The 26,530-nt window shown below is 53.2% G+C and carries 25 protein-coding genes; 13 read left to right on the top strand and 12 right to left on the bottom strand.

Annotation, left to right across the window (positions count from 1 at the left end):
* Window positions 1–176: 176 nt before the first annotated feature.
* From L855_RS06920 to psaK, 3 genes are all read right to left on the bottom strand, one after another.
* Window positions 177–677, bottom strand: coding sequence for a Fur family transcriptional regulator (locus tag L855_RS06920; RefSeq protein WP_159785943.1), 501 nt, complete (start codon window positions 675–677; stop codon window positions 177–179).
* A 201-nt stretch (window positions 678–878) separates the two neighbouring features.
* Complete coding sequence (purF, locus tag L855_RS06915; RefSeq protein WP_159785940.1) at window positions 879–2,342, bottom strand: amidophosphoribosyltransferase; 1,464 nt, start codon at window positions 2,340–2,342, stop codon at window positions 879–881.
* A gap of 357 nt (window positions 2,343–2,699) precedes the next feature.
* The gene (psaK, locus tag L855_RS06910) at window positions 2,700–2,960 is read right to left on the bottom strand and encodes a photosystem I reaction center subunit PsaK (protein WP_159785937.1); all 261 of its coding nucleotides are present in this window, start codon (window positions 2,958–2,960) and stop codon (window positions 2,700–2,702) included.
* A gap of 246 nt (window positions 2,961–3,206) precedes the next feature.
* Between psaK and L855_RS06905 the strand changes: the two genes are divergently transcribed.
* The 5 genes from L855_RS06905 to L855_RS06885 all read left to right on the top strand — a co-directional run bounded on the left by L855_RS06905 (window position 3,207) and on the right by L855_RS06885 (window position 7,431).
* Window positions 3,207–3,695, top strand: coding sequence for an META domain-containing protein (locus tag L855_RS06905; RefSeq protein WP_159785934.1), 489 nt, complete (start codon window positions 3,207–3,209; stop codon window positions 3,693–3,695).
* A complete protein-coding gene (locus L855_RS06900; RefSeq protein ID WP_159785931.1) occupies window positions 3,692–4,396 on the top strand; it encodes an META domain-containing protein in 705 nt (234 codons plus the stop codon). The genes L855_RS06905 and L855_RS06900 overlap by 4 nt, the downstream gene beginning before the upstream one ends.
* 343 nt (window positions 4,397–4,739) lie before the next feature.
* The gene (locus tag L855_RS06895; protein WP_159785928.1) at window positions 4,740–6,197 is read left to right on the top strand and encodes a sensor histidine kinase; all 1,458 of its coding nucleotides are present in this window, start codon (window positions 4,740–4,742) and stop codon (window positions 6,195–6,197) included.
* A gap of 10 nt (window positions 6,198–6,207) precedes the next feature.
* The gene (locus L855_RS06890; protein WP_159785925.1) at window positions 6,208–6,984 is read left to right on the top strand and encodes an SDR family NAD(P)-dependent oxidoreductase; all 777 of its coding nucleotides are present in this window, start codon (window positions 6,208–6,210) and stop codon (window positions 6,982–6,984) included.
* A gap of 225 nt (window positions 6,985–7,209) precedes the next feature.
* A complete protein-coding gene (locus tag L855_RS06885; protein WP_159785922.1) occupies window positions 7,210–7,431 on the top strand; it encodes a chlorophyll a/b-binding protein in 222 nt (73 codons plus the stop codon).
* On the opposite strand, the gene queF is transcribed toward L855_RS06885, so the two are convergent.
* Window positions 7,428–7,862, bottom strand: coding sequence for a preQ(1) synthase (gene queF / locus L855_RS06880; RefSeq protein WP_159785919.1), 435 nt, complete (start codon window positions 7,860–7,862; stop codon window positions 7,428–7,430). The two genes, L855_RS06885 and queF, sit on opposite strands and share 4 nt — an antisense overlap.
* A gap of 95 nt (window positions 7,863–7,957) precedes the next feature.
* Between queF and L855_RS06875 the strand changes: the two genes are divergently transcribed.
* Window positions 7,958–8,617 carry a hypothetical protein gene (locus L855_RS06875; protein WP_159785916.1) on the top strand — a complete coding sequence of 220 codons (660 nt, stop codon included), beginning with the start codon at window positions 7,958–7,960 and terminating at the stop codon, window positions 8,615–8,617.
* A gap of 205 nt (window positions 8,618–8,822) precedes the next feature.
* On the opposite strand, the gene L855_RS06870 is transcribed toward L855_RS06875, so the two are convergent.
* From L855_RS06870 to ndhC, 3 genes are read right to left on the bottom strand one after another with little or no spacing between them, the layout of a single operon-like run.
* Complete coding sequence (locus L855_RS06870) at window positions 8,823–9,362, bottom strand: NAD(P)H-quinone oxidoreductase subunit J (RefSeq protein ID WP_159785913.1); 540 nt, start codon at window positions 9,360–9,362, stop codon at window positions 8,823–8,825.
* Entirely contained in the window at window positions 9,355–10,092 is a 738-nt protein-coding gene (locus L855_RS06865; RefSeq protein ID WP_159785910.1) for an NADH dehydrogenase subunit K, read from the bottom strand. Before L855_RS06865 ends, L855_RS06870 begins: the two co-directional genes overlap by 8 nt.
* Window positions 10,083–10,445, bottom strand: a complete 363-nt coding sequence (gene ndhC / locus L855_RS06860; RefSeq protein WP_159785906.1) for a photosynthetic/respiratory NAD(P)H-quinone oxidoreductase subunit C — start codon at window positions 10,443–10,445, stop codon at window positions 10,083–10,085. Before ndhC ends, L855_RS06865 begins: the two co-directional genes overlap by 10 nt.
* 129 nt (window positions 10,446–10,574) lie before the next feature.
* Here ndhC and L855_RS06855 point away from each other — a divergent pair, with 129 nt between their 5' ends.
* Window positions 10,575–10,991, top strand: coding sequence for a secondary thiamine-phosphate synthase enzyme YjbQ (locus tag L855_RS06855; protein ID WP_159785903.1), 417 nt, complete (start codon window positions 10,575–10,577; stop codon window positions 10,989–10,991).
* A 3-nt stretch (window positions 10,992–10,994) separates the two neighbouring features.
* Here the strand turns inward: L855_RS06855 and thrC are convergent, their stop codons facing one another.
* Window positions 10,995–12,104 (bottom strand): threonine synthase, encoded by a 1,110-nt coding sequence (gene thrC, locus L855_RS06850; RefSeq protein WP_425500600.1) that lies wholly within the window; start codon window positions 12,102–12,104, stop codon window positions 10,995–10,997.
* Window positions 12,105–12,420: 316 nt separating this feature from the next.
* Between thrC and L855_RS21110 the strand changes: the two genes are divergently transcribed.
* Together L855_RS21110 and L855_RS06845 are read left to right on the top strand one after the other, a co-directional pair.
* Window positions 12,421–12,561, top strand: a complete 141-nt coding sequence (locus tag L855_RS21110; protein ID WP_192925083.1) for a hypothetical protein — start codon at window positions 12,421–12,423, stop codon at window positions 12,559–12,561.
* A gap of 132 nt (window positions 12,562–12,693) precedes the next feature.
* On the top strand, window positions 12,694–13,167 hold the full coding sequence (locus L855_RS06845; RefSeq protein WP_159785897.1) for a hypothetical protein: 474 nt from the start codon (window positions 12,694–12,696) through the stop codon (window positions 13,165–13,167).
* A gap of 16 nt (window positions 13,168–13,183) precedes the next feature.
* On the opposite strand, the gene L855_RS06840 is transcribed toward L855_RS06845, so the two are convergent.
* Entirely contained in the window at window positions 13,184–14,074 is an 891-nt protein-coding gene (locus L855_RS06840) for an ABC transporter permease subunit (protein ID WP_159785894.1), read from the bottom strand.
* Window positions 14,075–14,268: 194 nt separating this feature from the next.
* Between L855_RS06840 and L855_RS06835 the strand changes: the two genes are divergently transcribed.
* The 4 genes from L855_RS06835 to pgsA all read left to right on the top strand — a co-directional run bounded on the left by L855_RS06835 (window position 14,269) and on the right by pgsA (window position 18,171).
* The gene (locus tag L855_RS06835) at window positions 14,269–14,967 is read left to right on the top strand and encodes an aldehyde oxygenase (deformylating) (RefSeq protein WP_159785891.1); all 699 of its coding nucleotides are present in this window, start codon (window positions 14,269–14,271) and stop codon (window positions 14,965–14,967) included.
* Between the two features lie 228 nt (window positions 14,968–15,195).
* The gene (locus L855_RS06830; RefSeq protein WP_159785888.1) at window positions 15,196–16,215 is read left to right on the top strand and encodes a long-chain acyl-[acyl-carrier-protein] reductase; all 1,020 of its coding nucleotides are present in this window, start codon (window positions 15,196–15,198) and stop codon (window positions 16,213–16,215) included.
* 80 nt (window positions 16,216–16,295) lie between these two features.
* Window positions 16,296–17,246 (top strand): acetyl-CoA carboxylase carboxyl transferase subunit alpha, encoded by a 951-nt coding sequence (gene accA / locus L855_RS06825; RefSeq protein ID WP_159785885.1) that lies wholly within the window; start codon window positions 16,296–16,298, stop codon window positions 17,244–17,246.
* Window positions 17,247–17,637: 391 nt separating this feature from the next.
* A complete protein-coding gene (gene pgsA, locus L855_RS06815; RefSeq protein WP_159785879.1) occupies window positions 17,638–18,171 on the top strand; it encodes a CDP-diacylglycerol--glycerol-3-phosphate 3-phosphatidyltransferase in 534 nt (177 codons plus the stop codon).
* A 42-nt stretch (window positions 18,172–18,213) separates the two neighbouring features.
* Here the strand turns inward: pgsA and gltD are convergent, their stop codons facing one another.
* The 3 genes from gltD to L855_RS06800 all read right to left on the bottom strand — a co-directional run bounded on the left by gltD (window position 18,214) and on the right by L855_RS06800 (window position 26,461).
* Window positions 18,214–19,698: a glutamate synthase small subunit gene (gene gltD / locus L855_RS06810; RefSeq protein ID WP_159785876.1), complete on the bottom strand. Its 1,485-nt coding sequence runs from the start codon at window positions 19,696–19,698 to the stop codon at window positions 18,214–18,216.
* 71 nt (window positions 19,699–19,769) lie between these two features.
* Window positions 19,770–24,356, bottom strand: coding sequence for a glutamate synthase large subunit (gene gltB / locus L855_RS06805; RefSeq protein ID WP_159785873.1), 4,587 nt, complete (start codon window positions 24,354–24,356; stop codon window positions 19,770–19,772).
* Between the two features lie 449 nt (window positions 24,357–24,805).
* A complete protein-coding gene (locus tag L855_RS06800) occupies window positions 24,806–26,461 on the bottom strand; it encodes a hypothetical protein (protein WP_159785870.1) in 1,656 nt (551 codons plus the stop codon).
* Between the last annotated feature and the right edge of the window lie 69 nt (window positions 26,462–26,530).

Here is a 26,530-nt window from a genome sequence, read left to right as displayed (position 1 = left end):
GGCTGAGATATACAGATTGTCCCTCCCAAGATGCTCGCAATTTCGGGGAATGTCAAGACACCCTGCGAATAAATCTTGCTCGCCTCAGCTCCAACAGCGGTTATTTCGGGCTATAGATGCAAAACTCCCTGCTTTTCCAGAAAACAGGGAGTTTTAACCACGATACTCAATGTCACTTAACTCATGGCTTTCGGACAGAGCCAGTCCTCAGGGATGCCGGAGGGCCAGCCCCGCTTCATGGCTTCTAAACAGACCCCATGAATGGTGAGTTGACAGTCCAACAGATGAAAGCCCTCTTTATTGGTGGTTTTGACACCAATTTTCAAGACGGAATCGCTCTTAAACTCGATGGTCTTATTACATTTGACACAAACCAAATGATGGTGATGATGGGGATAGGGCTGATTGATTTCATAATGCTTGTGCCCCTCCGCCAGTTCCAGCTCCCGTAATAACCCCAAATGCGTCATCAACTTAAGGGAGCGATAGACCGTTGAAAGACTGATTTTGGGCTTATCCTGGTGGTCTTGGAGCTTGTGATGCAATTCTTCGGCACTTAAATGCTCCCCCTTCGGCAGTTGCTGAAAAATCCTGAGAATTTCTTCACGCTGAGGGGTCAACCGCAATCCGAGTTGGTTGAGTTCCGCTTTAAAAGCTTCGCTATTATAAGCGTACATTGTTCCTAGATTTTAACTTATATTTCTTACCCTTTATGGTAGTTCTTTTAGGAGTTAATGTCAACAATCTCTGGCTTGTTGCGAACTTATGGCTATAAGCACCTCTTGATTATCGTTCTCAAAAAAAAGCCAACCCCCAGATTAGGAGTTGGCTCAATGCTGATACCCTTGAAATCCCCTTTAAACAGAGGTAAGCAGGGATCAGACTTCTAATTCTTCCAACATGAGCTTGGAATGACGTAATTTAGCCGGAACAGGAATGGGATAGTCCCCAGTAAAACAGGCAGAACAGAATTGACTCGGATCTTGTTGCGTTGCTACCAACATTCCCTCCCAACTCAGATAGGCTAGAGAGTCAACACCAATTTGATCAGCAATCTCACTAACAGATTTGGTTGCGGCAATGAGTTGTTTTTGGTCGTCGGTATCAATGCCATAGAAGCAGGGATGAGTCACTGGCGGGGATGAGACTCGCATATGGACTTCTTTGGCTCCAGCATCCCGTAGGGCTTTGACGAGCTTGCGGCTAGTAGTTCCCCGGACAATGGAGTCATCGACAATAATCAGCCGTTGTCCGTTCAAGACATCTTTAAGGGGATTTAGCTTCATGCGGATGCCAGACTCTCGCATATGTTGGGTGGGTTGAATGAAGGTTCGCCCAACGTAGCGATTTTTAATCAGTCCTTCGGCATAGGAAATCTTGGAGGTTCGGGAATAGCCGATCGCCGCCGGAATGCCCGAGTCAGGCACACCGATCACCAAATCGGCATCTACCGGGGACTCGGTGGCTAAGACATTGCCAATCCGCATCCGATAGCTGTAGAGGCTTTCCTCGTTCATCATGCTGTCGGGACGAGCGAAGTAAATCATCTCGAAGACGCAGAGTTTGGGAGTTGGATGCTCGCTCCAGCGATGAGAGCTGAGGCCCTCAGCGTTGGCAAAGACCAATTCACCAGGATTGACATTGCGTAGGTAGCCGGCCCCAATAATGTCTAAACCACAAGTTTCTGAGGCGAAGACGTAGTAGTTGGGGTTGGTGTCTAAGTTACCAATCACCAAAGGACGAACCCCATGGGGATCTCGGGCGGCAAAAATGCCAATGGGGGTGCCAATGACGAGACTAAATGCACCTTGGCATTGTCGCAGAGCGGTTTCGATCGCCTGATGCCAATCTTGACCGCGATCAACTTCTGAAGCAATCAGGATGGCGATCGCCTCGGAGTCACTGGTGGTGACACAATTACAATCACGTCGTTCGAGTTCTTCCCGTAAGTCGCGCGTGTTGACCAAGTTGCCGTTGTGTGCCAGGGTTAATGTCCCTAAGCGAGTATCCACTAAGGCGGGTTGAGCATTTTGGACGTGACTCGATCCAGTGGTGGAATAGCGATTATGGCCCACTGCCATCGTTCCGGGTAATCGGTTGAGGATCTCTTCATTAAAGACCCGGGAGACCAAACCCATTTCTTTATAACAGTGAACCTTGCCTTGGTGATCGAACGTCGCAATCCCGGCTGACTCCTGTCCACGATGTTGAAGGGCATAGAGTCCGAAGTACGTCAGTTTGGCAACATCTTCATCTGGGGCATAAAGTCCAAAGACACCACAGGCCTCTTCGGGTTTATCAGGTTGTAAATCATCATGGAGAGGGGAAGGATTGGACATCATTGATTGAGAACCGTTCCTAAGTATGGGGCTAGTTAAGGAAAATTGTTGATCGAAGTGCGACGGATGGACGCACCCCATCGTTGCCGACTACCTACAATGTATCGTTTTGTCGGACGGCAAAACGAGAAAGTTGGGGTTAGGCTAAGATTAATCCTGTCTTAATTTAACCGCAATTTGGGCTTAATGGACGGGTAAGTTCCATGCTGGCTCGTGGGTTAAGCGGATGAAGCGGCCCCATAAAAGAGCGATCGCCCCCCCTCGGAGCGATCGCCGTTTGACAAACTATCAGGATGAGCCGACCTCTTAAGTCATCGTTTTTGGTCGCTTAGGAGAGCAACACCCCGATTTTGGCTTAATTTAGAGAACGCCTGCGCTTTGCAGTCCTAAAATCGCACCAACACCCAGAATATGACCGAAACTGGTGGTGGCGAGAATGGCGGGAATGCCAAAGCCACCGAAGAGGTTGGGGGAAGGAGCTTGGGGACCAACACTGGGATATTTAATCGAGTATTTGCCGATGGCGATCGCCAGAATGTTGCAGACCACCATGACAATGGCGATACTGGGACTCCAAGCTGAGGTGGTGGGGGTCAGGGCGAAGACAAGGCTATTGAGCATAAGAATCTAATTTTTATAAACAGCGGTTTGAACAAAAGATGACGGCGATCGCAGAGCAAATAGCGCGATCACGCCCCCATCGCCTTTCTTTCGTACCAGATTTAGCAAGATTTCGACAGATTTTGTTGCATCAATTTACATTCTCCGGATTTTTTCTCCTCCCCCCAGCACAACTGACCCGCACAACTGAGGAAACGATCGCGCTACAGTCAAGAGAAGACCTCTCAAGCTTGGAGTCCTTCCCCAATGTCCCATCCATATCTATCCCTCGCGGCATGGGTAACCGGGGCCAGCCTCGTCTCTATGGCATCCCTGGCAACCCCCTCAATGATCCAATTGAGCTTGGCCAGCGTACCTCTACAAGGTCAGGGCCGGTTAGCCGTCCTTCAGCCGGGCCATTGGCAACTCAGCCGCTGGAATCAGGCTCCCCTAAACCCGGAACTGCCCCGCATCTCTCTGGAACTGAACAGCGATGGCGTGAGCGGTTCAGCCGGCTGTAACCGCTACTTCGGTTCCATCGGTTCACAAGAGGGACGGCGGTTAGAACTTGGACAACTGGCCAGCACTCGCCGGGGTTGTGAGGCCAGCATTATGGATCGTGAAAGTCGTTATCTCCAGTCCCTAGGGGCCGTTCAGAAATATGGCTTTACCTCTGAGGGGAATCTCTGGCTTGCCTATGATTCAGAGTTAGAAACCGGAACCTTAGAATTTTCTCCCCTGAATGATTCCCGATGAAAGATAATATCAAACAATTTATAAAATGCCTAAATGCCCGTTTATCTCGTCAAATTGTCGGCAAAATATTTCTAAGTATTGTTGTTATTGAAATCATTATCCTCATCCCCTCCTATTTTCGCCGACAACAGGAACTTCTAGCGCAACTCGAAACCCAATCGGAAACAGCAGTAGATTCCTTAGTTCGTGTAGCCGAAGAGGGAATGATCCCAATGTCCCATCCATATCTATCCCTCGCGGCATGGGTAACCGGGGCCAGCCTCGTCTCTATGGCATCCCTGGCAACCCCCTCAATGATCCAATTGAGCTTGGCCAGCGTACCTCTACAAGGTCAGGGCCGGTTAGCCGTCCTTCAGCCGGGCCATTGGCAACTCAGCCGCTGGAATCAGGCTCCCCTAAACCCGGAACTGCCCCGCATCTCTCTGGAACTGAACAGCGATGGCGTGAGCGGTTCAGCCGGCTGTAACCGCTACTTCGGTTCCATCGGTTCACAAGAGGGACGGCGGTTAGAACTTGGACAACTGGCCAGCACTCGCCGGGGTTGTGAGGCCAGCATTATGGATCGTGAAAGTCGTTATCTCCAGTCCCTAGGGGCCGTTCAGAAATATGGCTTTACCTCTGAGGGGAATCTCTGGCTTGCCTATGATTCAGAGTTAGAAACCGGAACCTTAGAATTTTCTCCCCTGAATGATTCCCGATGAAAGATAATATCAAACAATTTATAAAATGCCTAAATGCCCGTTTATCTCGTCAAATTGTCGGCAAAATATTTCTAAGTATTGTTGTTATTGAAATCATTATCCTCATCCCCTCCTATTTTCGCCGACAACAGGAACTTTTTTCTAAGTATTGTTGTTATTGAAATCATTATCCTCATCCCCTCCTATTTTCGCCGACAACAGGAACTTTTAGCGCAACTCGAAACCCAATCGGAAACAGCAGTAGATTCCTTAGTTCGTGTAGCCGAAGAGGGAATGATTAGCGCAACTCGAAACCCAATCGGAAACAGCAGTAGATTCCTTAGTTCGTGTAGCCGAAGAGGGAATGACTGACGAGAGGGCATTATTGGCGAGTTTAGAACTCTTTAGCCAAGACCCTTTGGTGAAAGGATTTGCCTTTTATCGTCTTGACGGAACCTTAGTGGGACGTTTGGGTGAACCCCCTGAGTTGGGACTTGCCGATATTCAGCAACGTACGGCTGGGATTCAAGGGCGCTCCTGGCACGGCGATCACTATGATGTAGCCCGAGTGATACGAAAAATGGAGATTCCCTATCTCTTAATTGTTCGCCATGATTCGAGTTCAGTTCCAGAGGAATTACTGGGATTCATTATGCGGATTGCTGGCTTGGTTTTAATTATTGCAATTTTTGTGACGGGGGCAACCTTTTTGGTGATTCAGGGATATGTCATCACCCCCCTATTACAACTGCGAGATGACCTAACCTTAGCTGGAGATGCCTTAAGTGAAGGACAGCAGCGACCGCAATTTGCCTCATTGACCTTGTTGGCCTCTGAGCCAACCAACGAACTGAGCCAAACGATTCGTAGTTTTTCTCAAATGTTTGAGCGGGTTGATGCAGAAATCAAACGTCGTCAAGTGGCTGAAGCGCAAGTGAGGGCAAAGGCGGCGGAACTGGAACAGACCTTGGCAGACTTAAAAGAAGCCCAACTGCGTTTAATTCAGACTGAAAAAATGAGTAGTTTGGGGCAGTTGGTCGCCGGAATTGCCCATGAACTGAATAATCCTGCTACCTTTATTCAAGGCAATTTAAGTGCCCTACAGGATTACTTCGAGACCCTGTTGGAACTCCTCAACGCCTATGAGCAGGTTGAGGCCCTGGAGTCCACCCAACTGCACCAATTAAAAGAGACCTTAGAACTAGAGTATGTCTTGGAGGATCTTCCCAAATCTCTCAAGTCCACCCAAAGCGGAGTGACCCGAATTGCCTCAATCGTTGAATCCCTGAGAAATTTTGCCCGACTCGATGAATCTGAACGAAAAACCGTTGATATCACCCAGGGCATTAAAAATACTATTTCTCTCTTACGCTCTCGCTTAGAAGCCGCTCAAATTCAGGTCAGCCAAACCTATGAGTCTATCCCGATGGTGGACTGTTATCCGGGGTTGCTCAATCAAAGTGTTTTGGCCATTTTAAATAATGCCATTGATGCCTTACGCCAGCGTCCCTTCCCCGAGAAGACCGCAGCCGACGCAACGCCACGCAAACTGGCGGTGACTGTGGGCAATGACGCCCCTATGGCCCAAATTAAAATTACTATTGCTGATAATGGTCCAGGAATCCCCCCAGAGGTGCAGCAGAAGATGTTTGACCCCTTTTTCACCACCAAACCCGTCGGCCAGGGAACCGGTTTAGGGTTGGCGATCGCCTACCAAATCATTGTCCAAGACCATGGCGGCCAGTTAGACTGTCATGCCACTCCAGATCAAGGGACAGCCTTCACCATAATCCTACCCCAATCCCCCGCCCAGCCTGCATAGCATCTGAACTATGTCCTTTCTCTTTAGCCAGTCCCAGCCCCTGCAAGCCATTATTATTGGTGCCAATCGTGGCATTGGTTTAGGGTTTGTGCGTCATCTTCTGGCCGATTCCCGCATTGGGACCATTTATGGAACCTATCGTCGGCCAGATCGGGCCCAAGACTTATTACAACTGGCCCAATCTGGGGGCGATCGCCTAATTCCCGTTCAGCTTGACGTCACCCAAGAATCAGAACTGGCCCAATGGAGCGATCGCCTTGGGGCGCAACAGCAACAGCTCCATCTCCTCATCAACTGCGTCGGCGTACTCCATGACGGTCCCGATATCCAACCCGAGAAGAGTTTACGGCAAATCGACGGCGATCGCCTACTCCACTACTTTCAGATCAATAGCATTCCTAGCGTTCTCCTCGCCAAACACCTGATGCCCCTATTTCGCCATCAGCAGCCGAGTCTCTTCGCCAGCATCTCCGCCAAAGTCGGCAGCATTGGCGATAACCATCTCGGCGGCTGGTATGGCTATCGGGCCTCCAAAGCCGCCCTCAATATGCTCATGCACACCACGGCGATCGAATATGCTCGTCGCTGTCCCCAAACCTGTGTCGTCTGTCTCCATCCCGGAACCACCGACACCGACCTATCTAAACCCTTTCAACGCAACGTCCCCCCCGGAAAACTCTTTCCCGTCGAGAAAACCGTCGCCCAACTGATGCAGGTCATCGAAACCCGAACCCTAGATGACAGTGGTCAATTCTTCTCCTGGGATGGACAGCCCTTACCCTGGTAACATAGCAATCTTCGATTGCCTCAGGACACCCCGAGTTGGGAAAGAATTACCCACCTACTGCCTACTTACTGCCTAGGGCGACCACAAGGGTACGCCCCTACGTCTTTTCTACTGCCTACTGCCTTCTTATCCCCTGTTTTTTGTCCCATTCAGACCAACTTTTGCTATATGGTATCAACAAGAAATGATACCCTGAATCCAGACCCATACTAGGAGATAACACCCGTGGCAAAACCGCGCGCAGCAACCGACAAAGGCTTTGGTCAACTCAGTGCATCGGATAAAAAATCCCAAGCCAAGACCAACACCTCAGGCGGGGGAAACTTTGGCTTTACCCCCAACGCTGAAGTTTGGAACGGTCGCCTAGCCATGTTGGGCTTTGTGGCTGTTGTGCTGACCGAACTGATTACCCACCAAGGCATTCTCGCCTTTTGGGGCTTACGCTAGGCCGTTTGTCCCGGCTTAACATGGTGGATCTCAATTTCCGTATGTACATTCCCACGGGGTAGAAAATCAGCCCGAAGATTGGCCTCTAAGGGGTCACAAGCCGCCACAAAATCATCCAAAATTTGATTCGCGGACTCCTCGTGGGAAATGTAGCGATCGCGGTAACTATTCACATAGAGCTTGAGAGCTTTCAACTCCACCACCGTCTCATCAGGCACATAGACCAGATGAATCGTGGCAAAGTCAGGATAGCCCGAAAAGGGGCATTTACAGGTAAACTCCGGCAACGTCACCCGAATCTCGTAGCGTCGTCCCGGACGAGGATTAGGAAAGGTAATCAGTTGTCCCTCCTGAATCTCCCGTTCCCCATATTTCATGGAGGAAGACTCAGCCGAAGTGGTGCTGTTCGGCGGCGTTTGTGAATCGTGCATTCTCTGTGATGGTAAATTATTGATGGTGGTAGCTGTTGGAGTCGCGAGTTCCAGCATTCCGACCGATATTTCTCCCTAAGAATAGCAAGCAACCCATGCAACATCCAAACCCTCACGGTTCCGGCAATCCCAACGGACAATCCCCCTCCGTACCCCTGACGGTCTACCGGGAACTGGCCGCCGAGTTGCAGGCCACTCAGGCCATGTTGGACTCTCTCCATGCCCAGAACCAACAGCTCAGCCGTGAAAATCACAGCCTATCCCACCAGAATCAACAACTGCTGAATGAAGTTCACAACGTGGTCAACTCTGCCCTAAGCCTCGGACAGGTGGCCGACTCCCTTCATTCCGCCGCCAACGCCCCGGCTGAACTATCTCCCCAGAGCAGCAGTGGCCCCCGCCGCAGCGAAGCCCTACCCCAACTCGATCGCCCGCAAAGCGATGTCCCTGGGAGCCATCCGAACTCCGCTCAACCTCAGGATCCCCTCGGCAACCTCCCCCCGCTCTATCCCAACAGTTCCTCCAAGCGCAAATCCCCCACCCCCTCCACTCGACCCCAATTTTCGGCGGTTGAACTCAATGGGGTAGGAGATGAGTTATCCACGAGAGGAGGCCTATGGCTGCTCGTGGCCATTTTTGCCATTATCATTACTGCCTTTGGGGCCGGCTATTGGTTTATGCGACCCATTTACGAGCGACTCCTACAACCCCCATCCCAACCCCAACCCCAACCCCAACAACCCTACGTGCCGTGACCAACTCCCCATAGCCATCTTCGATTACTAGCGTGCCTACTGCCTACTGCCTACTGCCTACTGCCTACTGCCTACTGCCTATTGCCTACTGCCTATTGCCTTCTCCCCCCTGTTCCCTTCTTTTGCCTCTTCACCAAGAAAACCCCAGCCCCCTAACGAGACTGAGGTTTTCTTGGCGACGCCGGTCATGCCAAATTAGGGCAACCTAATAGGCATCTTGAATTTCGTAGAAGTCGGGAGAAATATAATCCTTCCGCAGAGGGAAACCCACCCAGTCTTCGGGCATCAACAGACGCTTCAAGTTCGGGTGGCCGTCATAATGGATGCCAAACATATCGTAGGATTCCCGTTCTTGCCAGTCCGCGCCCTTCCAAATCCAATAGACGGAGGGGACTTTCGGCTCATCTCGGGGCAAAAAGACTTTTAAACGCACTTCCTCAGGCTTATGAGCATCATCACTGACCTTAATCAAGTGATAGAAACTGACTAACTCCTGACCCGGCCCCGCATCATAGGCCCCTTGACATTGCAGGTAGTTAAAGCCATAGGCGTACAAGGCTGTGGCAATGGGAATCAGCACCTGGGAGTCAACCTGAATCAGTTCCACTCCCAAGTTATCGGCTTCGAGGGCATCATGGGCAAAGCCATTCTCGGTCAACCATTTGGAGACGGGGCCCGCCGGCACAGGTTTATCCTCGGTTTGTTCTTCGGCCGGATTGCCGTTTTTGGGGGACTCTTCAGCCACGGTCTGCCTCCTGTTTCTGAGCAGCTTGTTGTTGTGTCGATTGTAAGGCGGGGGGAACGGGCATTCCCATCGCTTCGGTGAGTTGCTTAGGCGGATTATGCCGAGCCTCACTGCGCATATATTGACCCGTGAAGATGGGGTCAACGGGTTTGAGTTGGTGCGAGATAGTGTGGTAGCGGTGGGTCTGTTGGTGATTGCCTCGTTCCGAGAGGGACTCATTGGAGACCTTCTTCCGCAGCTTGACAATGGCGTCGATAATGGCTTCAGGACGGGGAGGACAGCCGGGAATATACACATCCACCGGAATCAACTTATCCACACCGCGAACCGCCGTAGGGGAATCGACGCTAAACATCCCACCGGTGATGGTGCAAGCACCCATGGCAATGACATATTTGGGGGCCGGCATCTGTTCGTACAGACGAATCACGGCCGGGGCCATTTTCATAGTGATGGTTCCGGCAGTAATCAGTAAATCCGCTTGGCGGGGGCTGTTACGGGGAACTAGACCAAAGCGGTCAAAGTCAAAACGAGAGCCAATCAGGGCGGCAAATTCAATAAAGCAACAAGCAGTCCCATACATCATGGGCCACAGACTCGACAAACGGGCCCAGTTGTAGAGATCATCGACGGTTGTCAGAATGAGGTTTTCCGACAACTCCTGCGTCACTTGAGGACGTTCAACGGGATTAATGAGGGTGGGGGTAGAGAGATTATCACTCATGACCATTCCAATGCTCCTTTGCGCCAGGCGTACACGAGGGCAATGACGAGGATGCTGATGAAAATCAACGCCTCGACGAATGCCAGTAGTCCTAGGGTGTGGAATGCCACAGCCCAGGGGTAGAGAAAGACGGTCTCAACATCGAAGACCACGAAAACCAGGGCAAACATGTAGTAGCGGATGTTGAACTGAATCCAGGCGCCACCAATGGGTTCCATCCCTGATTCGTAGGTGGTATTGGATTCAATACCCAGACTTTTGGGTCGTACCAGCTTCGAGACAGTCAGAGCCAGGATAGGCACAAGACTGCAAATGAGCAGGAAGCCTAGAAAATATTCGTAACCAGTGAGAACAAACACAGGGGCTAACGTCTTTACTTATATTTACAATAATGATAGTCGAGGGGCCGGCAGATCTCAAATGGGATCGATGGTTCCCGACTCGGGGCCACAATAGAAGTAGGTGCTGTTGATACAAGAGGTTACCCGATGGTTTTCCAAGACGAGTTTGAACTACAGACCTATAATCATGGCGATCTACAAGATATCACCGAGCGGGTGGAGCAGATCGTCAAACAGTCCGGGATTCGCACCGGACTCGCCCATATTTTCAATGTGGGCAGTACGGCCTCGATTGGGACGATTGAGTTTGAGCCGGGACTGAAGCGGGATTTGCCGGAACTCCTGGACCGCTTGATTCCCCCGAGTCGTGATTATGGCCATGAACAAACTTGGCATGATGGCAATGGTCATTCCCATCTACAAGCCACCTGGTTGGGGCCGGCCCTGACGGTTCCGGTGCGACAGGGCCACCTGAAGCTAGGAACGTGGCAGCAAATCTTTCACATTGAATGTGATATTAAGCCGCGTCAGCGTCAGATTGTGGTCACGATTTTGGGGGAATAGCCCTTAGAATCCCATGGCTTGGGCCACTTGTTCGACATCTGGCTCAATGCCTTGGCGCAGTTGGCTGTGGCTATGTTTGATGGCGGAGTCGGGGTCTTTTAAGCCGTTACCGGTGAGGACACAGACGATGGTGGCCCCGCTGGGGACGCGATCGCGCAGCTTCAGGAGGCCGGCGACGGAGGCGGCACTGGCGGGTTCGCAGAAAATGCCTTCTTGCCCCAGGAGACGGTACGCATGGAGGATTTCCTCGTCGCTGACGGCGTTAAATTCTCCTTGGCTGGCATTCTCGACGGCTAAGGCTTTTTCCCAGTTGGCGGGGTTGCCAATACGGATGGCGGTAGCCACGGTGTCAGGATTTTTGACGGGGGCCCCTTCGATGAGGGGGGCAGACCCGGCGGCCTGGAAGCCCATCATGCGGGGGAGGCGATCGCAATGTCCTAATTGTTGGTACTGACAGAATCCCATCCAATAGGCGGTGATATTGCCAGCATTCCCCACGGGGATACAGAGCCAGTCGGGGGCGTTACCGAGGGCATCGACCACTTCAAAAGCAGCAGTTTTCTGGCCTTCGAGGCGATAGGGATTCACGGAGTTGACGACGGTGACGGGGTAGCTTTCTCCCAGTTCGCGGACGATTTCTAGGGCGCGGTCAAAGTTGCCGTTGATGGCTAAAATTTCGGCGCCGTAAACTAGGGCCTGGGCGAGTTTGCCCAGGGCCACGTAGCCGTCAGGAATCAGCACAAAGGCCCGTAAGCCCCCCCGTTTGGCATAGGCGGCGGCGGCGGCGGAGGTGTTGCCGGTACTGGCACAAATAACGGCTTTCGCGCCTTCTTCTTTGGCTTTGGAGATGGCGAGGGTCATGCCCCGATCTTTGAAGCTGCCGGTGGGGTTGAGGCCGTCGTATTTGACGAAGACCTCAACCTTTTTGCCAATTTCAGCGGCAATGGTGGGGACGGGAATTAGGGGGGTGTTCCCTTCATGGAGGGTAATCACCGGAGTGGCATCGCTCACCGGCAAGTGGGGACGGTAGGCATTGATCAAACCGCGCCAGCCTCGCTGCTGTGGAGCGGTTTCGGGTTGAGGGGCGTTGGCGGTCGAAAAACTCAGCGTCACAATGGTTGTTGGCAAATAGGGGGGCTGACCGAGCTGTGAGGCCAAATTATCAGCCCACATCGGTCTTGATTCATGGGTTAATTGTACCAAAGTTGGGGCTGATGCGACGGTAGCGTGAGGGGGGGCGGGGGCGGAGAGACGATGGGCTGGCGGCGGCTGAGGGAGAGGAAGACTTGAACCTGTTTCACAAAACTGCAACATTTGTTGCAACATTTCGTAATAGTTGCAGTAGAATGTTGCCCGAACCGCTTTAGGTACAAATTCTTAATTTCTTCTTAATATGACGACTCTATCCAAGCCCTCAACCCTGAAACCCTTGTCAGATCTGAAATTATCTGTCTATCAAGCGGACCATCAGGTCAAGTATCTGCATCTACATGCCCAGCTCGACACCCTGTTGATCGAGATTGAAAACCGCCGTAAACAGGGGTCTGCGCCCCAACATCCCCAGAGCTAGCGCCACACCCCTCTCGGTCCCCTGGGGCGATCGCCTGGACTCATAATGGCTTCTCTTAAAATCTCGCTATCATGAGTTTAAGTCCGCGCTCGCAAAGCGTGCTGGAACCGCAATCGCCCCCTTGGATCCTCTATGTCTTCCCTTCCCCAGCATCCCTCCCGAGGAGATTGTCCCTGTCCCATCTGCCGTCGGGGTCAACTCTCTCCTCTCACCCTTATGGAGGCGATCGGCTGTGATAACTGCGGCCATCTGTTTGAAGTCCAACATCAGCCCCAGCGCGATCGCGTTTCCCTACGGGCGATCGACCAGTCCCCACCCCCCACTTGGCGTTGGACAGGACGGGGTTGGCAGCCGACAGGGCGCGAGGATGTGAAAATTAGTCTAGAAACTTGGATTGCGGCGGTCTGCTTTACCCTCGTTCCCACGGCCATTGTTGCCACGGCTGCCTATATCTTCCCCCCCCTACCAGGTTCGGGCTGGAGTGCCTTCCCCCTGATCTGGACCGGCTTAACTTTCCTCTGTCATGGCTCCTGTGTCATTACCCTGCTGATGGAGTATTACCAGGTTCCCCTAAGTTCCTATTTTCGTCTGCGGCCCTTTCAATAGGACCCCATCCATAGCGCTATTCTTTCACCCCTGTCGCCGCAATCCCCTGGACAAACTGACGCTGGCCCAGCAAAAACAGGACAATCACCGGCAGCGAGGAAATCACCACCGCCGCCATGAGCACCGCCCAGTCACTGGTGAATTGTTCCTGAAACTCCGCCAGGGTTAACTGCACCGTTCTCAGTTCGGGACGGGTGGTAAACACCAAGGGTTTAAACAAATCATTCCACTCGCCGATGAAGGCAAACAAAAACAAGGTCACCCAAGCCGGACGAGATAGGGGAATCATAATATGTCGCAGCACTTGCCCGGCCGTCGCTCCATCTAAAATTGCCGCCTGCTCAATAGCCACCGGAATGGTCAGAAAATACTGTCGCATCAGGAAAATGCCGAAGCCACTGACGGCCGTCGGCAGAATCAACGCTCCATAGGTATCTAGGAGATGCCCCCACTTCAAGACCAGGAAAATAGGAATCACCAGGAGCTGAAAGGGAATCGCCAAGGTCGCCAGAATCAAAACCAGCACCGTATTGCGACCGCGAAATTGAAATCTAGCCAGAGCATAGCCGGCTAAGGCGGAGGTCACTGTTTGGATGCCCGTGACCACCAGGGCCACCAAGGTGGAATTGGCAAAGGCCAGCCAAAAATTCCCACGCATCCAAGCTTCTCGGTAACTCTCAAGGGTCCAGGCTCCCGCTAGATTTAAGTCAGCCAGGGAACCAGGAGGCGCAAAAGCCGCTCTGAGGACAATCCCCAGAGGGATGAGCATGATCCCGGCACCAATCATTAAAAAAAACAAGATCAGACCCTGCCATTGATTAGCTTCAGCAATCGTCGAATCCGGGGGCGTCCGGGGCAAAGCCTTAGCAGGACGGGGATGAGGTCGATTAGAAAATTCGGGAGACATAAATCTAAAAGCAGCGGTAGAATGATCTTAGCTAGGAGTTGAGAGGAAAAAACCTGGTCAACTTCCGGTTAAACCTTGTAAAGTGATAGAAAGCTGTAACGACCTATTGAACAAGTTTAACCACCCAGGTTGAAAACCAACGGTTCGGTGTAGTCTCGCCGCTCCATAAAACAGGATGAGGAGATAGAAAACGTATGCCGCAGTTAGAAGCGACCGCCACTCTGGATTACCAAAGCGAAGTCTACAAAGACGCTTACAGTCGCATTAACGCCATTGTCATCGAAGGCGAACAAGAAGCCTTTGACAATTACATCCGCTTAGCGGAAATGCTCCCGGAAAGTCAGGATGAACTGAAGTCTCTGGCCAAGATGGAGAAACGCCATAAAAAAGGATTCCAGGCTTGTGGGCGTAACCTGAGCGTTGTGGCTGACATGGAATTTGCGCAAGAGTTTTTTGGGAAATTGCGTCGTAACTTTGAGGTTGCCAGTGAAGCGAATGATATTATCACCTGTCTGGTGATTCAGTCTCTGATCATTGAGTGCTTCGCCATTTCCGCCTACAACATTTATATCCCCCATGCGGATCCCTTTGCGCGTAAAATCACCGAAGGGGTGGTCAAAGATGAGTATCTTCATCTCAACTTTGGCGAAGAATGGCTGAAAGCACATTTTGAAGAATGCAAAGACCAAGTAGATGCGGCCAATCGTGAGAACCTGCCCATCGTTTGGGAAATGCTCAACGCTGTCGCCAAGGATGCCAAAGTCCTCAATATGGAAAAAGAGGAGCTAATTGAAGACTTCATGATTGCTTATGGGGAAGCCCTGAGCAACATCGGCTTCAGCACCCGTGACATCATGAAAATGTCCTCCTATGGCTTGCGGGGTGCAGCTTAGAAGCGCTGCCTGGAGCTACTGCTCTGACCCTGCTGCCTAACGAACGAGGCGTAACAGCATTGTCGCAATCGCTCGTTTTTTCCTAGAAAAGCGAGCGGTTTTTTGTGTTTGAATCAGATTTAATTTGAGAAGGGGCGCTTTACATAGTATTGTAAAGGTTTATGAACGCCTTATTGTTACCGGATACCATATCGCAGCCTGAAATAAGGGTTGCTTGAGATTCTGCCCATGTTTGGTTTAATCGGTCACCTGACTAATTTGGAACACGCCCAGTCCGTTGCCCGGGACATGGGATATGACGGACTTGCAGACCAAGGCCTTGACTTCTGGTGTGCGGCGCCGCCGCAAACGGTGGATCACATTACCGTCACCAGTATTACGGGGCAAACCATTGAAGGTCGTTATGTCGAATCCTGTTTTCTGCCGGAGATGCTGGCGACGCGGCGAGTGAAGGCCGCCACCCGCAAGATTATCAACGCTATGGCTCACGCTCAGAAAATTGGTCTCGATATCACAGCGTTGGGTGGCTTTTCCTCCATTGTCTTCGAGAATTTCAATCTCAATCAAATTGAGCGGATTCGCAACATTACCCTAGATTTCCAACGCTTTACCACGGGCAACACCCATACGGCCTATATTATTGCCCGTCAGGTTGAGCAGGCCAGCGCCCAGTTGGGGATTGAATTGTCTCAGGCGACGGTGGCCGTCTGTGGGGCAACGGGAGATATTGGCAGTGCGGTCTGTCGTTGGTTGAATGCTCGCACCGATGTGGCGGAGTTGTTGCTGATTGCGCGCGATCGCCAACGCTTGGAAGACTTACAAGGGGAACTCGGACGGGGTAAGGTGATGGGCTTAGAGGATGCTCTCCCCAAAGCCGATATCATTGTCTGGGTGGCCAGTATGCCCAAGGGACTGGTGATTGATTCAACGACCTTGAAAAAACCCTGTTTGTTGGTGGATGGCGGCTATCCCAAGAATCTGGACACGAAAGTGCAACATCCCGGTGTGGTGGTTCTCAAAGGTGGCATCGTCGAACATGCCCTGGATATCAACTGGCGTATCATGAAGTTAGTGAACATGGATGTTCCTGCCCGTCAGATGTTCGCCTGCTTTGCCGAATCCATGCTCTTAGAGTTTGAGAAGTGGTACACCAATTTTTCCTGGGGACGGAACCAAATCACCGTTGAGAAAATGGAGAAAATTGGTGAGGTGTCTCTCAAGCATGGGTTTAAACCCCTGTTGTCCTAGCTGAAGTCCTAGAGTACCCGTCCCTCCTTTAGTTTCTCCCCTGATTCCCCTTATTCCCCCAGAGACGTTGATCTGAACCTATGCTCTTAGATTTCGAGAAACCCCTCGTTGAGCTAGAAAAGCGCATCCAGCAAATTCGAGATATTGCCGAAGACACCGATGTGGATGTCTCCGATGAGATTCGCCAACTTGAGGATCGCGCCACGGAGTTACGCCAGGAGATTTTTAGTAATCTCTCGCCGGCTCAACGGTTGCAACTGGCTCGCCATCCCCGTCGTCCTAGTACCTTGGATTATATTCAGGCCATTGGCGATGAGTGGATTGAATTGCACGGCGATCGCGGGGGGTCTGATGATCCGGCTCTGGTGGGGGGAATTTCCCGCTTAGGAGGTATCCCTGTGGTGATGTTGGGCCATCAGAAGGGACGGGATACGAAGGATAATGTTCGTCGTAATTTTGGGATGGCTTCCCCTGGGGGCTATCGTAAGGCGTTGCGGTTGATGGATCATGCCAATCGCTTTGGAATGCCCATTTTGACTTTTATTGATACCCCGGGGGCTTGGGCGGGGATTGAGGCGGAACATCTCGGCCAAGGGGAGGCGATCGCCGTCAACCTGCGGGAGATGTTTGGCTTTGAGGTTCCCATTATCTGTACGGTGATTGGCGAGGGAGGCTCGGGGGGTGCCTTGGGCATTGGGGTAGGCGATCGCCTGCTGATGTTTGAACATGCGGTGTATACCGTGGCTACTCCTGAAGCCTGTGCGGCCATTCTCTGGAAAGATGCGGCTAAGAGTCCCCAAGCGGCAGAAGCCCTGAAAATTACGGCCCAGGATCTGAAAAATCTGGAGATTCTCGATCGCCTCCTGCCCGAACCCATCGGTGGAGTTCACAATCAGCCGGTGCAGGCCACGGAAATCCTGAAACGGGCCTTAATTGAGGAACTCAATAGCCTATTGGAGTTATCGCCCCAGGAACGGCAACAACTGCGTTATGAGAAATTCCGCCGTATGGGGGTGTTTCTGGAGGGTTAGGGGGGCACTAGAGTGGAATGATGACCGTTGAGTCTCCAATCATGCGATCGCGATCGCATTCAACCCCGACATCGATCGCTTAGTTGTTGGTCAATATGCGGCATACTAGATATGCCAGATTGTAGCCACAAAAAATATCATGCTACCCAAGGTTCAACTGTTGCCGGGAGCAATTTCCGAAATACTGGTTTCAGCGCGGGAAACAGGGGTTCTAACTCGCTCTGATTGCTATGGACTTATGGCAGCATCCCTTGATGACTCCGTCAGTGAGCAAGATCGCCGTTCCATCAACCGCCTGATTCGCTCCGTCCGCCGAGGGAAGGTGAAAATGATTGATGACCTCACCTCCCGCGTCTAGCCCCCCAGTCTGCTAATTCATGATCCATTGTCGATGACCGTTGCCACTTGGATTACCGTCTCCCGACTCCTGGTAATCCCTTTTTTTCTCTATGTTGTCAGTCATCCCGATGGGGGCGATCGCTGGCTCGCCCTGGCACTTTTTCTCCTGGCCGCTCTCACGGACTGGCTTGATGGCTACGTGGCCCGCCGCTTCAATCAGGTCACGGACCTAGGCAAGTTCCTCGATCCCCTCGTCGACAAACTACTGATTTTTGCCCCCCTTCTCGTTTTCATTGAATGGGGACTCCTACCCGCCTGGGGGGTGTTTCTGGTGCTGACGCGAGAACTCACCATCGCCGGTTGGCGCGTCAATCAGCCCAACATCTCCGGGGCCAATCTCTGGGGGAAAGCCAAAACCGTCAGTCAAATTGTCGCCATTAGCCTCTTGTTGGCCCCCCTCCCGGAACCCTGGCCCCGGGTGGGGGTGATTAGCTTCTGGGCCGCCGTCGCCCTAACCCTGATTTCTGGGGTGATTTATCTGCTTCCTCCAGGAAAGACTGAGCCAGACTCTCTCTCCCAGACGTAGGATTGAACAAAAATAGCGACGCATTCGGTCCAGGGTAGAACCCTAGGGGAGGTCGCTGCTACCCATGAGGAAGCGATCGCAGGCCTGGGCTACCCCTCGACCCTCATTAATCGCCCAAACCACCAAACTTTGACCGCGACGACAATCTCCCGCCGCAAACACATTGGGCAAACTGGTTTGATACTCCCCATGTTCTGCCTTGACGTTGCTGCGGCCATCGCGATCTAAACCCAGGGCATCCAGTAACGGCTGCTCTGGCCCCAAAAAGCCCATGGCCAATAGCACCAACTGGGCCGGCAACACCTTTTCCGTCCCGGCAACGTGCTGGGGAATAAACCGGCCTTGGTCATCTTTTGCCCAATTCACTTCGACGGTATGCACGGCTTTAAGCTTGCCCTGCTCATCCCCTTCAAACTTGGTTGCGGTGCGCACATAGGCGCGGGGATCATCGCCAAACTTGGCCGCTGCTTCCTCCTGGCCGTAGTCCATGCGGTAGATTTTCGGCCATTCGGGCCAGGGGTTATTGGCGGCGCGGGTTTCCGGCGGGCGGGGCATAATTTCCAATTGGGTGACGCTATTGCAACCATGGCGGAGCGATGTACCGACACAATCGGTTCCCGTATCGCCACCCCCGATGATTACCACATCCTTACCCGCCGCTGAGATGAAATCACTGGTGTTGTCCCCCGCTAACAAGGTGCGGGTGTTGCCAGTGAGGAATTCCATGGCGAAGTGAATCCCTTGCAATTCCCGGCCTTCAATGGGCAAGTCGCGGGGTTTTGTGGCTCCGGTGCAGAGAATCACCGCATCAAATTCATTGAGCAATTGCTGGGCCGGTAGATCTTTCCCCACCTCTGTATTGCAAACAAAGGTGATCCCTTCGGCTTCCAACACATCGAGGCGGCGCATCACCACCCCCTGTTTATCCAGCTTCATATTGGGGATGCCGTACATCAGTAGACCACCGGGGCGATCGGCCCGTTCATACACCGTCACCCAATGGCCCGCCTGGTTGAGTTGATCCGCCGCCGCTAACCCCGCTGGGCCAGAGCCGACGATCGCCACCTTTTTGCCGGTCCGTTGACTGGGAGGTGTGGGGGTAATCCAGCCAGATTCCCAACCCTTTTCAGCAATGGCGTTTTCAATACTTTTAATCGTCACCGGCGGACTGGTAATCCCCAAAACACAGGCCCCCTCACAGGGCGCAGGGCAAACCCGGCCGGTAAATTCGGGGAAATTATTGGTTTTATGGAGGCGATCGAGAGCCTCCGACCAGAGGCCGCGATAGACCAAATCATTCCATTCTGGAATCAGATTATTAATCGGGCAACCGCTGGCCATGCGGCTAATTTCAATCCCCGTATGGCAAAAGGGCGTACCGCAATCCATACACCGCGCCCCCTGATCCCGGAGCTGTTCCTCCGCCATGGGCAGATGAAATTCATCCCAATTGTGAATACGATCGCTCGGGGCCACATCTTCGGCCACCTCGCGCAGATATTCCATGAAGCCAGTTGGTTTTCCCATTGTTTTTTAGACGTGAACGAATAGAACGTAGGGGCGCAATGGTTGCGCCCTAGAGCATCGGAACTTGCTTTCTAACTTCCCCCAATCCGGGAAATATCACGGGCATTTTCTTCAAACGCCGCCGATAGGGCATCATCGCCACTCAAGCCATTAGCCAAGGCATTTTGGATATGTTGCAGAACCCGCTTGTAATCCCGGGGCATCACCTTGATGAAGGTGGGGATCATGCTATCCCAATTCGCCAAAACCTCCCCGGCCTTATCACTACCGGTATAGTCCGCGTGCTTGGCGATCATCTCCCGCAGATCACGGATTTCCTCTGGATCTTCGAGGGCTTCGAGATCCACCATCTCCCGGTTGCAACGGGTCGCAAAATCTCCCGCCTCATCGAGGATATAGGCCACGCCGCCACTCATCCCCGCTGCAAAGTTCCGACCTGTGCGGCCGAGAATCACCACTTTGCCGCCGGTCATGTATTCGCAACCGTGATCGCCGATCGCCTCGACCACCGCATGAACGCCGGAATTACGCACACAGAACCGCTCACCCACAATGCCCCGAATATAGGCCTCGCCACTGGTGGCTCCGTAGAACGCCACATTGCCCGCGATGATATTTTCCGCTGGGATAAAGGTGGAATTTTTCGGGGGATACAGGATGATTTTGCCGCCGCTCAACCCCTTGCCAAGATAATCATTAGCATCTCCTTCGAGTTCCAGGGTGACCCCTTTGGGAACGAAGGCTCCAAAACTCTGCCCGGCTGTGCCTTGGAAATGGAGATGAATGGTGCCATCGGGGAGGCCGTCCCAGTAGCGTTTGCTGATTTCATTGCCGAGAATTGTCCCGACGACGCGGTTAATGTTGCAGATGGGTAAGGTGGCTTTGACCGCTTCCCCTCGCTCAAGAGCCGGTTGGCACAGATCCAAGAGCGTTGTCATATCTAAGGATTTCGCCAAACCGTGATCCTGGGGAATCTGTGCATAGCGTCCCACTTCTGGCCCCACCTCCGGCTGATGGAGAATTTTGCTCAGGTCAATGCCCTTGGCCTTCCAATGATCTACGGCCTGTTTTTGCTCGAGGACATCGGTGCGGCCCACCATTTCATTGACGGTGCGGAACCCTAACTGCGCCATGATTTCCCGTAATTCCATGGCCACAAAGGTCATGAAGTTAACGGTGTACTGCGGATCGCCGCTGAAATGTTTACGCAGTTCGGGGTTTTGGGTGGCTACCCCGACGGGACAGGTGTTTTTATGGCAGACCCGCATCATGATGCAGCCTAAACTGACGAGGGGCGCGGTGGAAAAGCCGTATTCTTCGGCGCCGAGGAGGGTGGCGATCGCCACATCCCGCCCGGTTTTCATTTGCCCATCGGTTTCTACGGCAATGCGACTGCGGAGGTTATTCAGCACTAGGGTTTGATGGGTTTCTGCTAACCCCAATTCCCAGGGCAAACCGGCGTGTTTAATCGAGGTTTGGGGCGAGGCGCCGGTTCCCCCATCAAAGCCGGACACTAACACCACATCCGCATGAGCTTTGGCGACTCCAGCGGCGATGGTTCCCACACCCACCTCGGACACGAGTTTGACACTGATCCGGGCCTCCCGGTTGGCGTTTTTGAGGTCGTGGATCAGTTCGGCGAGATCTTCAATGGAATAGATGTCATGGTGGGGTGGTGGGGAAATTAAGCCCACGCCAGGGGTGGAATGGCGCACTTTGGCGATCCAGGGATAGACCTTCAGACCGGGCAATTGGCCGCCTTCACCGGGTTTTGCCCCCTGAGCCATTTTGATTTGAATTTCCTTGGCTTGGGACAGGTACAAACTGGTGACACCAAAGCGACCGGAGGCCACCTGTTTAATGGCGCTGTTTTTAGAATCTCCCTGCTCATTAGTCCAGGTGTACCGTTCGGGATCTTCGCCCCCTTCCCCGGTGTTGGATTTGCCGCCGATGCGGTTCATGGCGATCGCCAGGGCCTCATGGGTTTCTTTAGAAATGGAGCCATAGCTCATCGCCCCGGTTTTAAACCGCTTCATGATCGCCTCAATGGGTTCGACTTCATCGAGGGGAATCGGCTCGCGCTCTTTAAAGGCCAGCAGATCCCGCAGGCGGAATTGTTTTTTGCCTTGGTCATTCACCAGGGCTGCATATTTTCGATACCGCTCATAGTCCCCGTCTCGCGCGGCTTGTTGCAGCAGATGGATGGTTTCTGGCGACAGTAAATGTTCTTCACCATCCTTGCGCCATTGGTATTCACCCCCCACATCCAGGGTCGGGGTTCCACCGGGGCGATCGCTAAAGCCAGTATGGTGGCGTTGCAGGGCCTCAGCAGCAATCACGCCCAAATCTATCCCTTCCAACCGAGAAGCCGTCCAGGAGAAATAGGTATCCACAACGCTGTGGTGCAGGCCGATGGCCTCGAAAATTTGCGCCCCGCGATAGCTTTGGATCGTCGAGATGCCAATTTTAGAGCCAATTTTAATCACGCCCTTGGTGGCCGCTTTGACGTAGTTTTTCACCGCCGTTTTGGCGTCTATCCCCTTAAGCAATCCGTCCTGAATCAGGTTCTCAATGCTTTCAAAAGCCACATAGGGGTTAATGGCACCGCAACCATAGCCCAACAGCACCGCAAAATGATGCACTTCGCGGGGTTCGCCGGATTCGAGGACTAGGCCGACGCGGGTGCGGGTCCCATTGCGGATGAGGTGGTGGTGGAGGCCCGACACCGCTAACAGGGCAGGAATCGGGGCATGGCCCTGATCCAGACCGCGATCGCTCAAAATGAGGACATTTTTACCAGCGGCGATCGCCTCATCGGCGGCACTAAACAGAGTCTCTAACGCGGTCTGCAACCCGTCCACCCCTTGGGCCGCTTCAAACACAATCGGCAAAGTTTGGGATTGGAACCCTCGCAGATTCACCCCTTTTAACTGAGCCAGTTCCGCATTGGTGAGAATGGGGGTGGGGAGTTGGATCAGTTGACAGCTTTGGGGTTCCGGGTTAAGCAGGTTGCCCTCGGAGCCGATGGTGGTGATGGCAGAGGTGATAATCGCTTCCCGAATCGAATCAATGGGGGGGTTAGTGACTTGGGCAAACAGTTGTTGAAAATAGTCGTAAAGCAGTTTGGGGCGATCGGACAGGGCCGCTAAGGGCGTATCTGTCCCCATCGCGCCCACGGCTTCGACACCATTTTGAGCCATGGGGCTGATCAACAGCCGCAATTCCTCAAACGTGTAGCCAAAGGCCTTTTGATGGGCCAACAGTTCCGAGCCGAGGGGCGGCGCAGGTTCCGCCGCCGGTAAATCCGCCAAATCCACCTGGTATTGATTTAACCAATCCCGGTAGGGGTGAGCGCTGGTGATGTCCTGCTTAATTTCTTCATCGGCCACAATGCGCCCCTGCTCCATATCCACCAGGAACATCCGCCCCGGTTCAAGGCGACCTTTGAAGGCCACCCGCTCTGGCTCAATGGGCAATACCCCGGCTTCCGAGGCCATAATCACCAAATCATCATGGGTGACGTAGTAGCGCGAAGGCCGCAAGCCGTTGCGATCCAACACCGCCCCCATCATGGTGCCATCGGTGAAGGCAATGGACGCGGGGCCGTCCCAGGGTTCCATCAAGCAGGCATGGTATTCATAAAAGGCCTTGCGCTCATCGCTCATGGATTCATGGGCGGCCCAGGGTTCGGGGATCATCATCATCATCGCGTGGGGCAATGACCGACCCGCCAAGGTCATGAGTTCCAGCGTGTTGTCAAAAATGGCGGAATCGCTGCCGTCCATATCGATGATGGGCTGCATGGACTTGAGGCTGTCGCCAAACAGTTCTGAAGCAAAGAGGCTTTGGCGGGCGTGCATCCAGTTGATATTGCCCCGGAGGGTGTTGATTTCGCCGTTGTGGGCGATGTAGTGGTAGGGGTGCGATCGCTCCCAACTGGGGAAGGTGTTGGTGCTGAAGCGCGAATGCACCAAACCGAGGGCGCTGGTAAACCGTTCATCGTTCAAATCGGGGAAATAGCTGCGCACCTGAGGCGGGGTGAGCATCCCTTTATAGACGATGGTGCGGCTGGACACACTGGTGGAATACCAATAGTTATCGACGCCGGAGCGATGAATCTCGTGGTGCGATCGCTTGCCAATCACATACAACTTGCGCTCAAACCCCAAATCATCGGCAATATCGGGATTGCGACCAATAAACACCTGTTGAATAAACGGCTCACTGTCCTGTGCCGTTTGGCCCAAATCGCTATGATCCGTTGGTACATCCCGCCAACCGAGGACCGTTTGCCCTTCTTCTGTGGCAATTTTTTCAAAAATGTCTCGACCCTTTTGGCGAATCGCCGGATCAGGGCTGGCAAAAAACATCCCCACGCCGTAATGGCCCGGAGCCGGGAGCGTGATCCCTAGTTCCTGAGCCGCCGCCTGAAGAAAGTCGTGGGGGAGTTGGGTGAGAATCCCCGCCCCATCCCCGGTGTTGGGTTCCGCCCCCACGGCTCCCCGGTGTTCGAGGTTGACCAGGATCGTCAGGGCTTGATCAACAATGCTGTGCGATCGCACTCCCTTCATCTGCACGATGAACCCAACCCCGCAGGCATCATGCTCTAGCTGTGGATCGTACAAGCCCTGTTGTCGTGGTTGTTTGATGTTAGTCATGGATGCAATTCGTGAAGGGAAACAGTGATTCGCAAGGGCAGAGATACAGCCTGAGTTTTAGGATTGTCTCTCCAAAAGCTGGAAAACGCGATCATTCTTAATAAAATGATCAAATCTAAGTTGCATGGCCCCGTAATTTTTCGTTGCAGAGGCTAGCCAAGCTGTAGTTATGGGCAAACGATGACATCAAAGCTATACCCAGCCTGACGTTCTCCTATTTTGATTATCAGGAAAAATATTTTTCTAACTGTAAAATTGGTCACAAAATCAGATCCGCTTTACGGCCAAAATTGTCCCCGGAGTGGGCAGTCTTGAGATCCGTTGCGCCCCAGGAACCCCACTCACCGCGAGAACTTTGATGATATCACCAGGGTGGCCTCAGGAGCGAACAATCGGGAAAACCGTAGCTAAACGGCGGTGTTCACTGGAGGTTCGCCATCATCAATTCTCTATCTGGGGTTAGGCGAGAATGTCCGTTGAAGACAATTCGCCTCCACAACCCGAAATAGGCCATCGTCGAAGCGGGTGCAGGGGATTTCCCCTGCGGCTAAGGCGGGGATTTGGCCCTGCTGAAGCTGCTGTTGGATGGTTTGGCTAATCTCGGGATAGGAACGTGTCCACCAGGAGCGTTCGAGATAGTCCGGTTCAAAGGCACTCCGTTCGATGACGAGAACATCGATCGCCTCTTCGGTTAAGAATTGTTGAAGTTGTTGGATATCCGGGCTGTAGTGTGCTTCCATCAGGGCGATCGCCCGGCGGCGTATCTCTTGGTGATAGGTTTGGTGGAAGGGAATGGCGTATTCATAGCCCACATAGAGCGATCGCCGGCTGAAGGTGGGCAGTTGATTGGCTTCTAGGGCCAGGGAAGCGATGCGAGTCTCGGGAGGTTGCTCTTGTAGAAACTCATAGAGGGCCGGATGATTGCCCACAATTAGATTGGTGCGTGGGTAATTGCCCAATCCCTGGGGGTAGAAGACTAAATAGCTCAGGAGCAACCCTAGGGATAAGTAGCACAGAACAACACTTTTGTCAAGGATAAACTGCACTATTAAGACCAGGGCGATCGCCGCTGCTAGAGCAAAGACAACTCGGAGACTATGTTGGCTATAGCGACTGGGGAGATGGAGACGAAAGGCCAGGTCATGGGCCAGGAAAAACAGCCCCAAACCCGACAGTAGTAGAGCCTGCAACAAGGGGAGATGGGGGATTGGCTCACGCTGGGGGAGGAAGGGTAAGAGGATGGCGCTACAGAGTAAGGGGGGGTCGAGAGGCGGTTGCAGGCCCGTGCGTCCTCCCCAGAGCCAAAAGCGCCCCCAATCCTCGGCAAAATAGGCCGTCCGTCCCCCAGGCTGAAACTCCGGCAGGTCTTGGGCTTGGGCTAAGGTGACCGTGGGGCCAAACTCCGAGGATTGCAGGAGATAGGGGAAGAGCATCAGGACAATTAGCCCCAACCCTAGGCCAGTCCAGGACCAGGGAAACTCACCCTGGAGAGACAGTAGGAACAGGATTCCCGCCGCCACCAGGAGATAGGGAGGATAGAAGCCTCCTAAGCCGAGGAGTCCGAGGAGCATCAGTCGGGGGCGACGGGCGGCGATCGCATAGAGAACCGTCAGCAGCAGGGGGCTGAGGAAGGCGCGAGGGGTGGCGGAGACGAGATCATCGCGCATCCAAAGATTTTGCAGATAGAGGCTACTAGCCAGGAAGGCGGCGAAGGGGATCGGGACCAGGCGCAAGCTGAGGCGGAAGGCCATGACCGTGGTGAGCAGGGCCAGAATCACCGGGAGAATGCGGGCCAGGGCCAAAGGATCGAGTCCCAGTTGGGCGAAACTCCAATAGAAGGCGCGATAACCTGGGGGGGCGAGGGATTGGAAGTAGTCGGCGATGAGATCGTTGGGAAACAAGCCCCCATCGAGGAAGCGTCGCATCCAGAACAGATGCTGACGGGCATCGTTGGCGACGAGATAGCCCGGTTGCAGGGTTTGCTGGAGAACCGGGAGCGCGTAGCTGGCGGACAGCAGCAAAGTTAGGGCCAGCCAGATGCGGCTGACGCTGGGGGAGGGGTTGGGGCGGAGGAAGAGGCGTTGCAGAGGTAGGCGATGCACCATGAATCCTTGAGAGCGGAGTTTGCTCCCTCAATCAGTCATGATGGCAGAAAATCTGGTCTTCATTCTCAA

Source organism: Sodalinema gerasimenkoae IPPAS B-353 (genome assembly GCF_009846485.1).
Lineage (GTDB): Bacteria > Cyanobacteriota > Cyanobacteriia > Cyanobacteriales > Geitlerinemataceae > Sodalinema > Sodalinema gerasimenkoae.
Note: the sequence above shows the minus strand (reverse complement) of the source record. Positions and strands in the feature narration are given on the sequence as shown.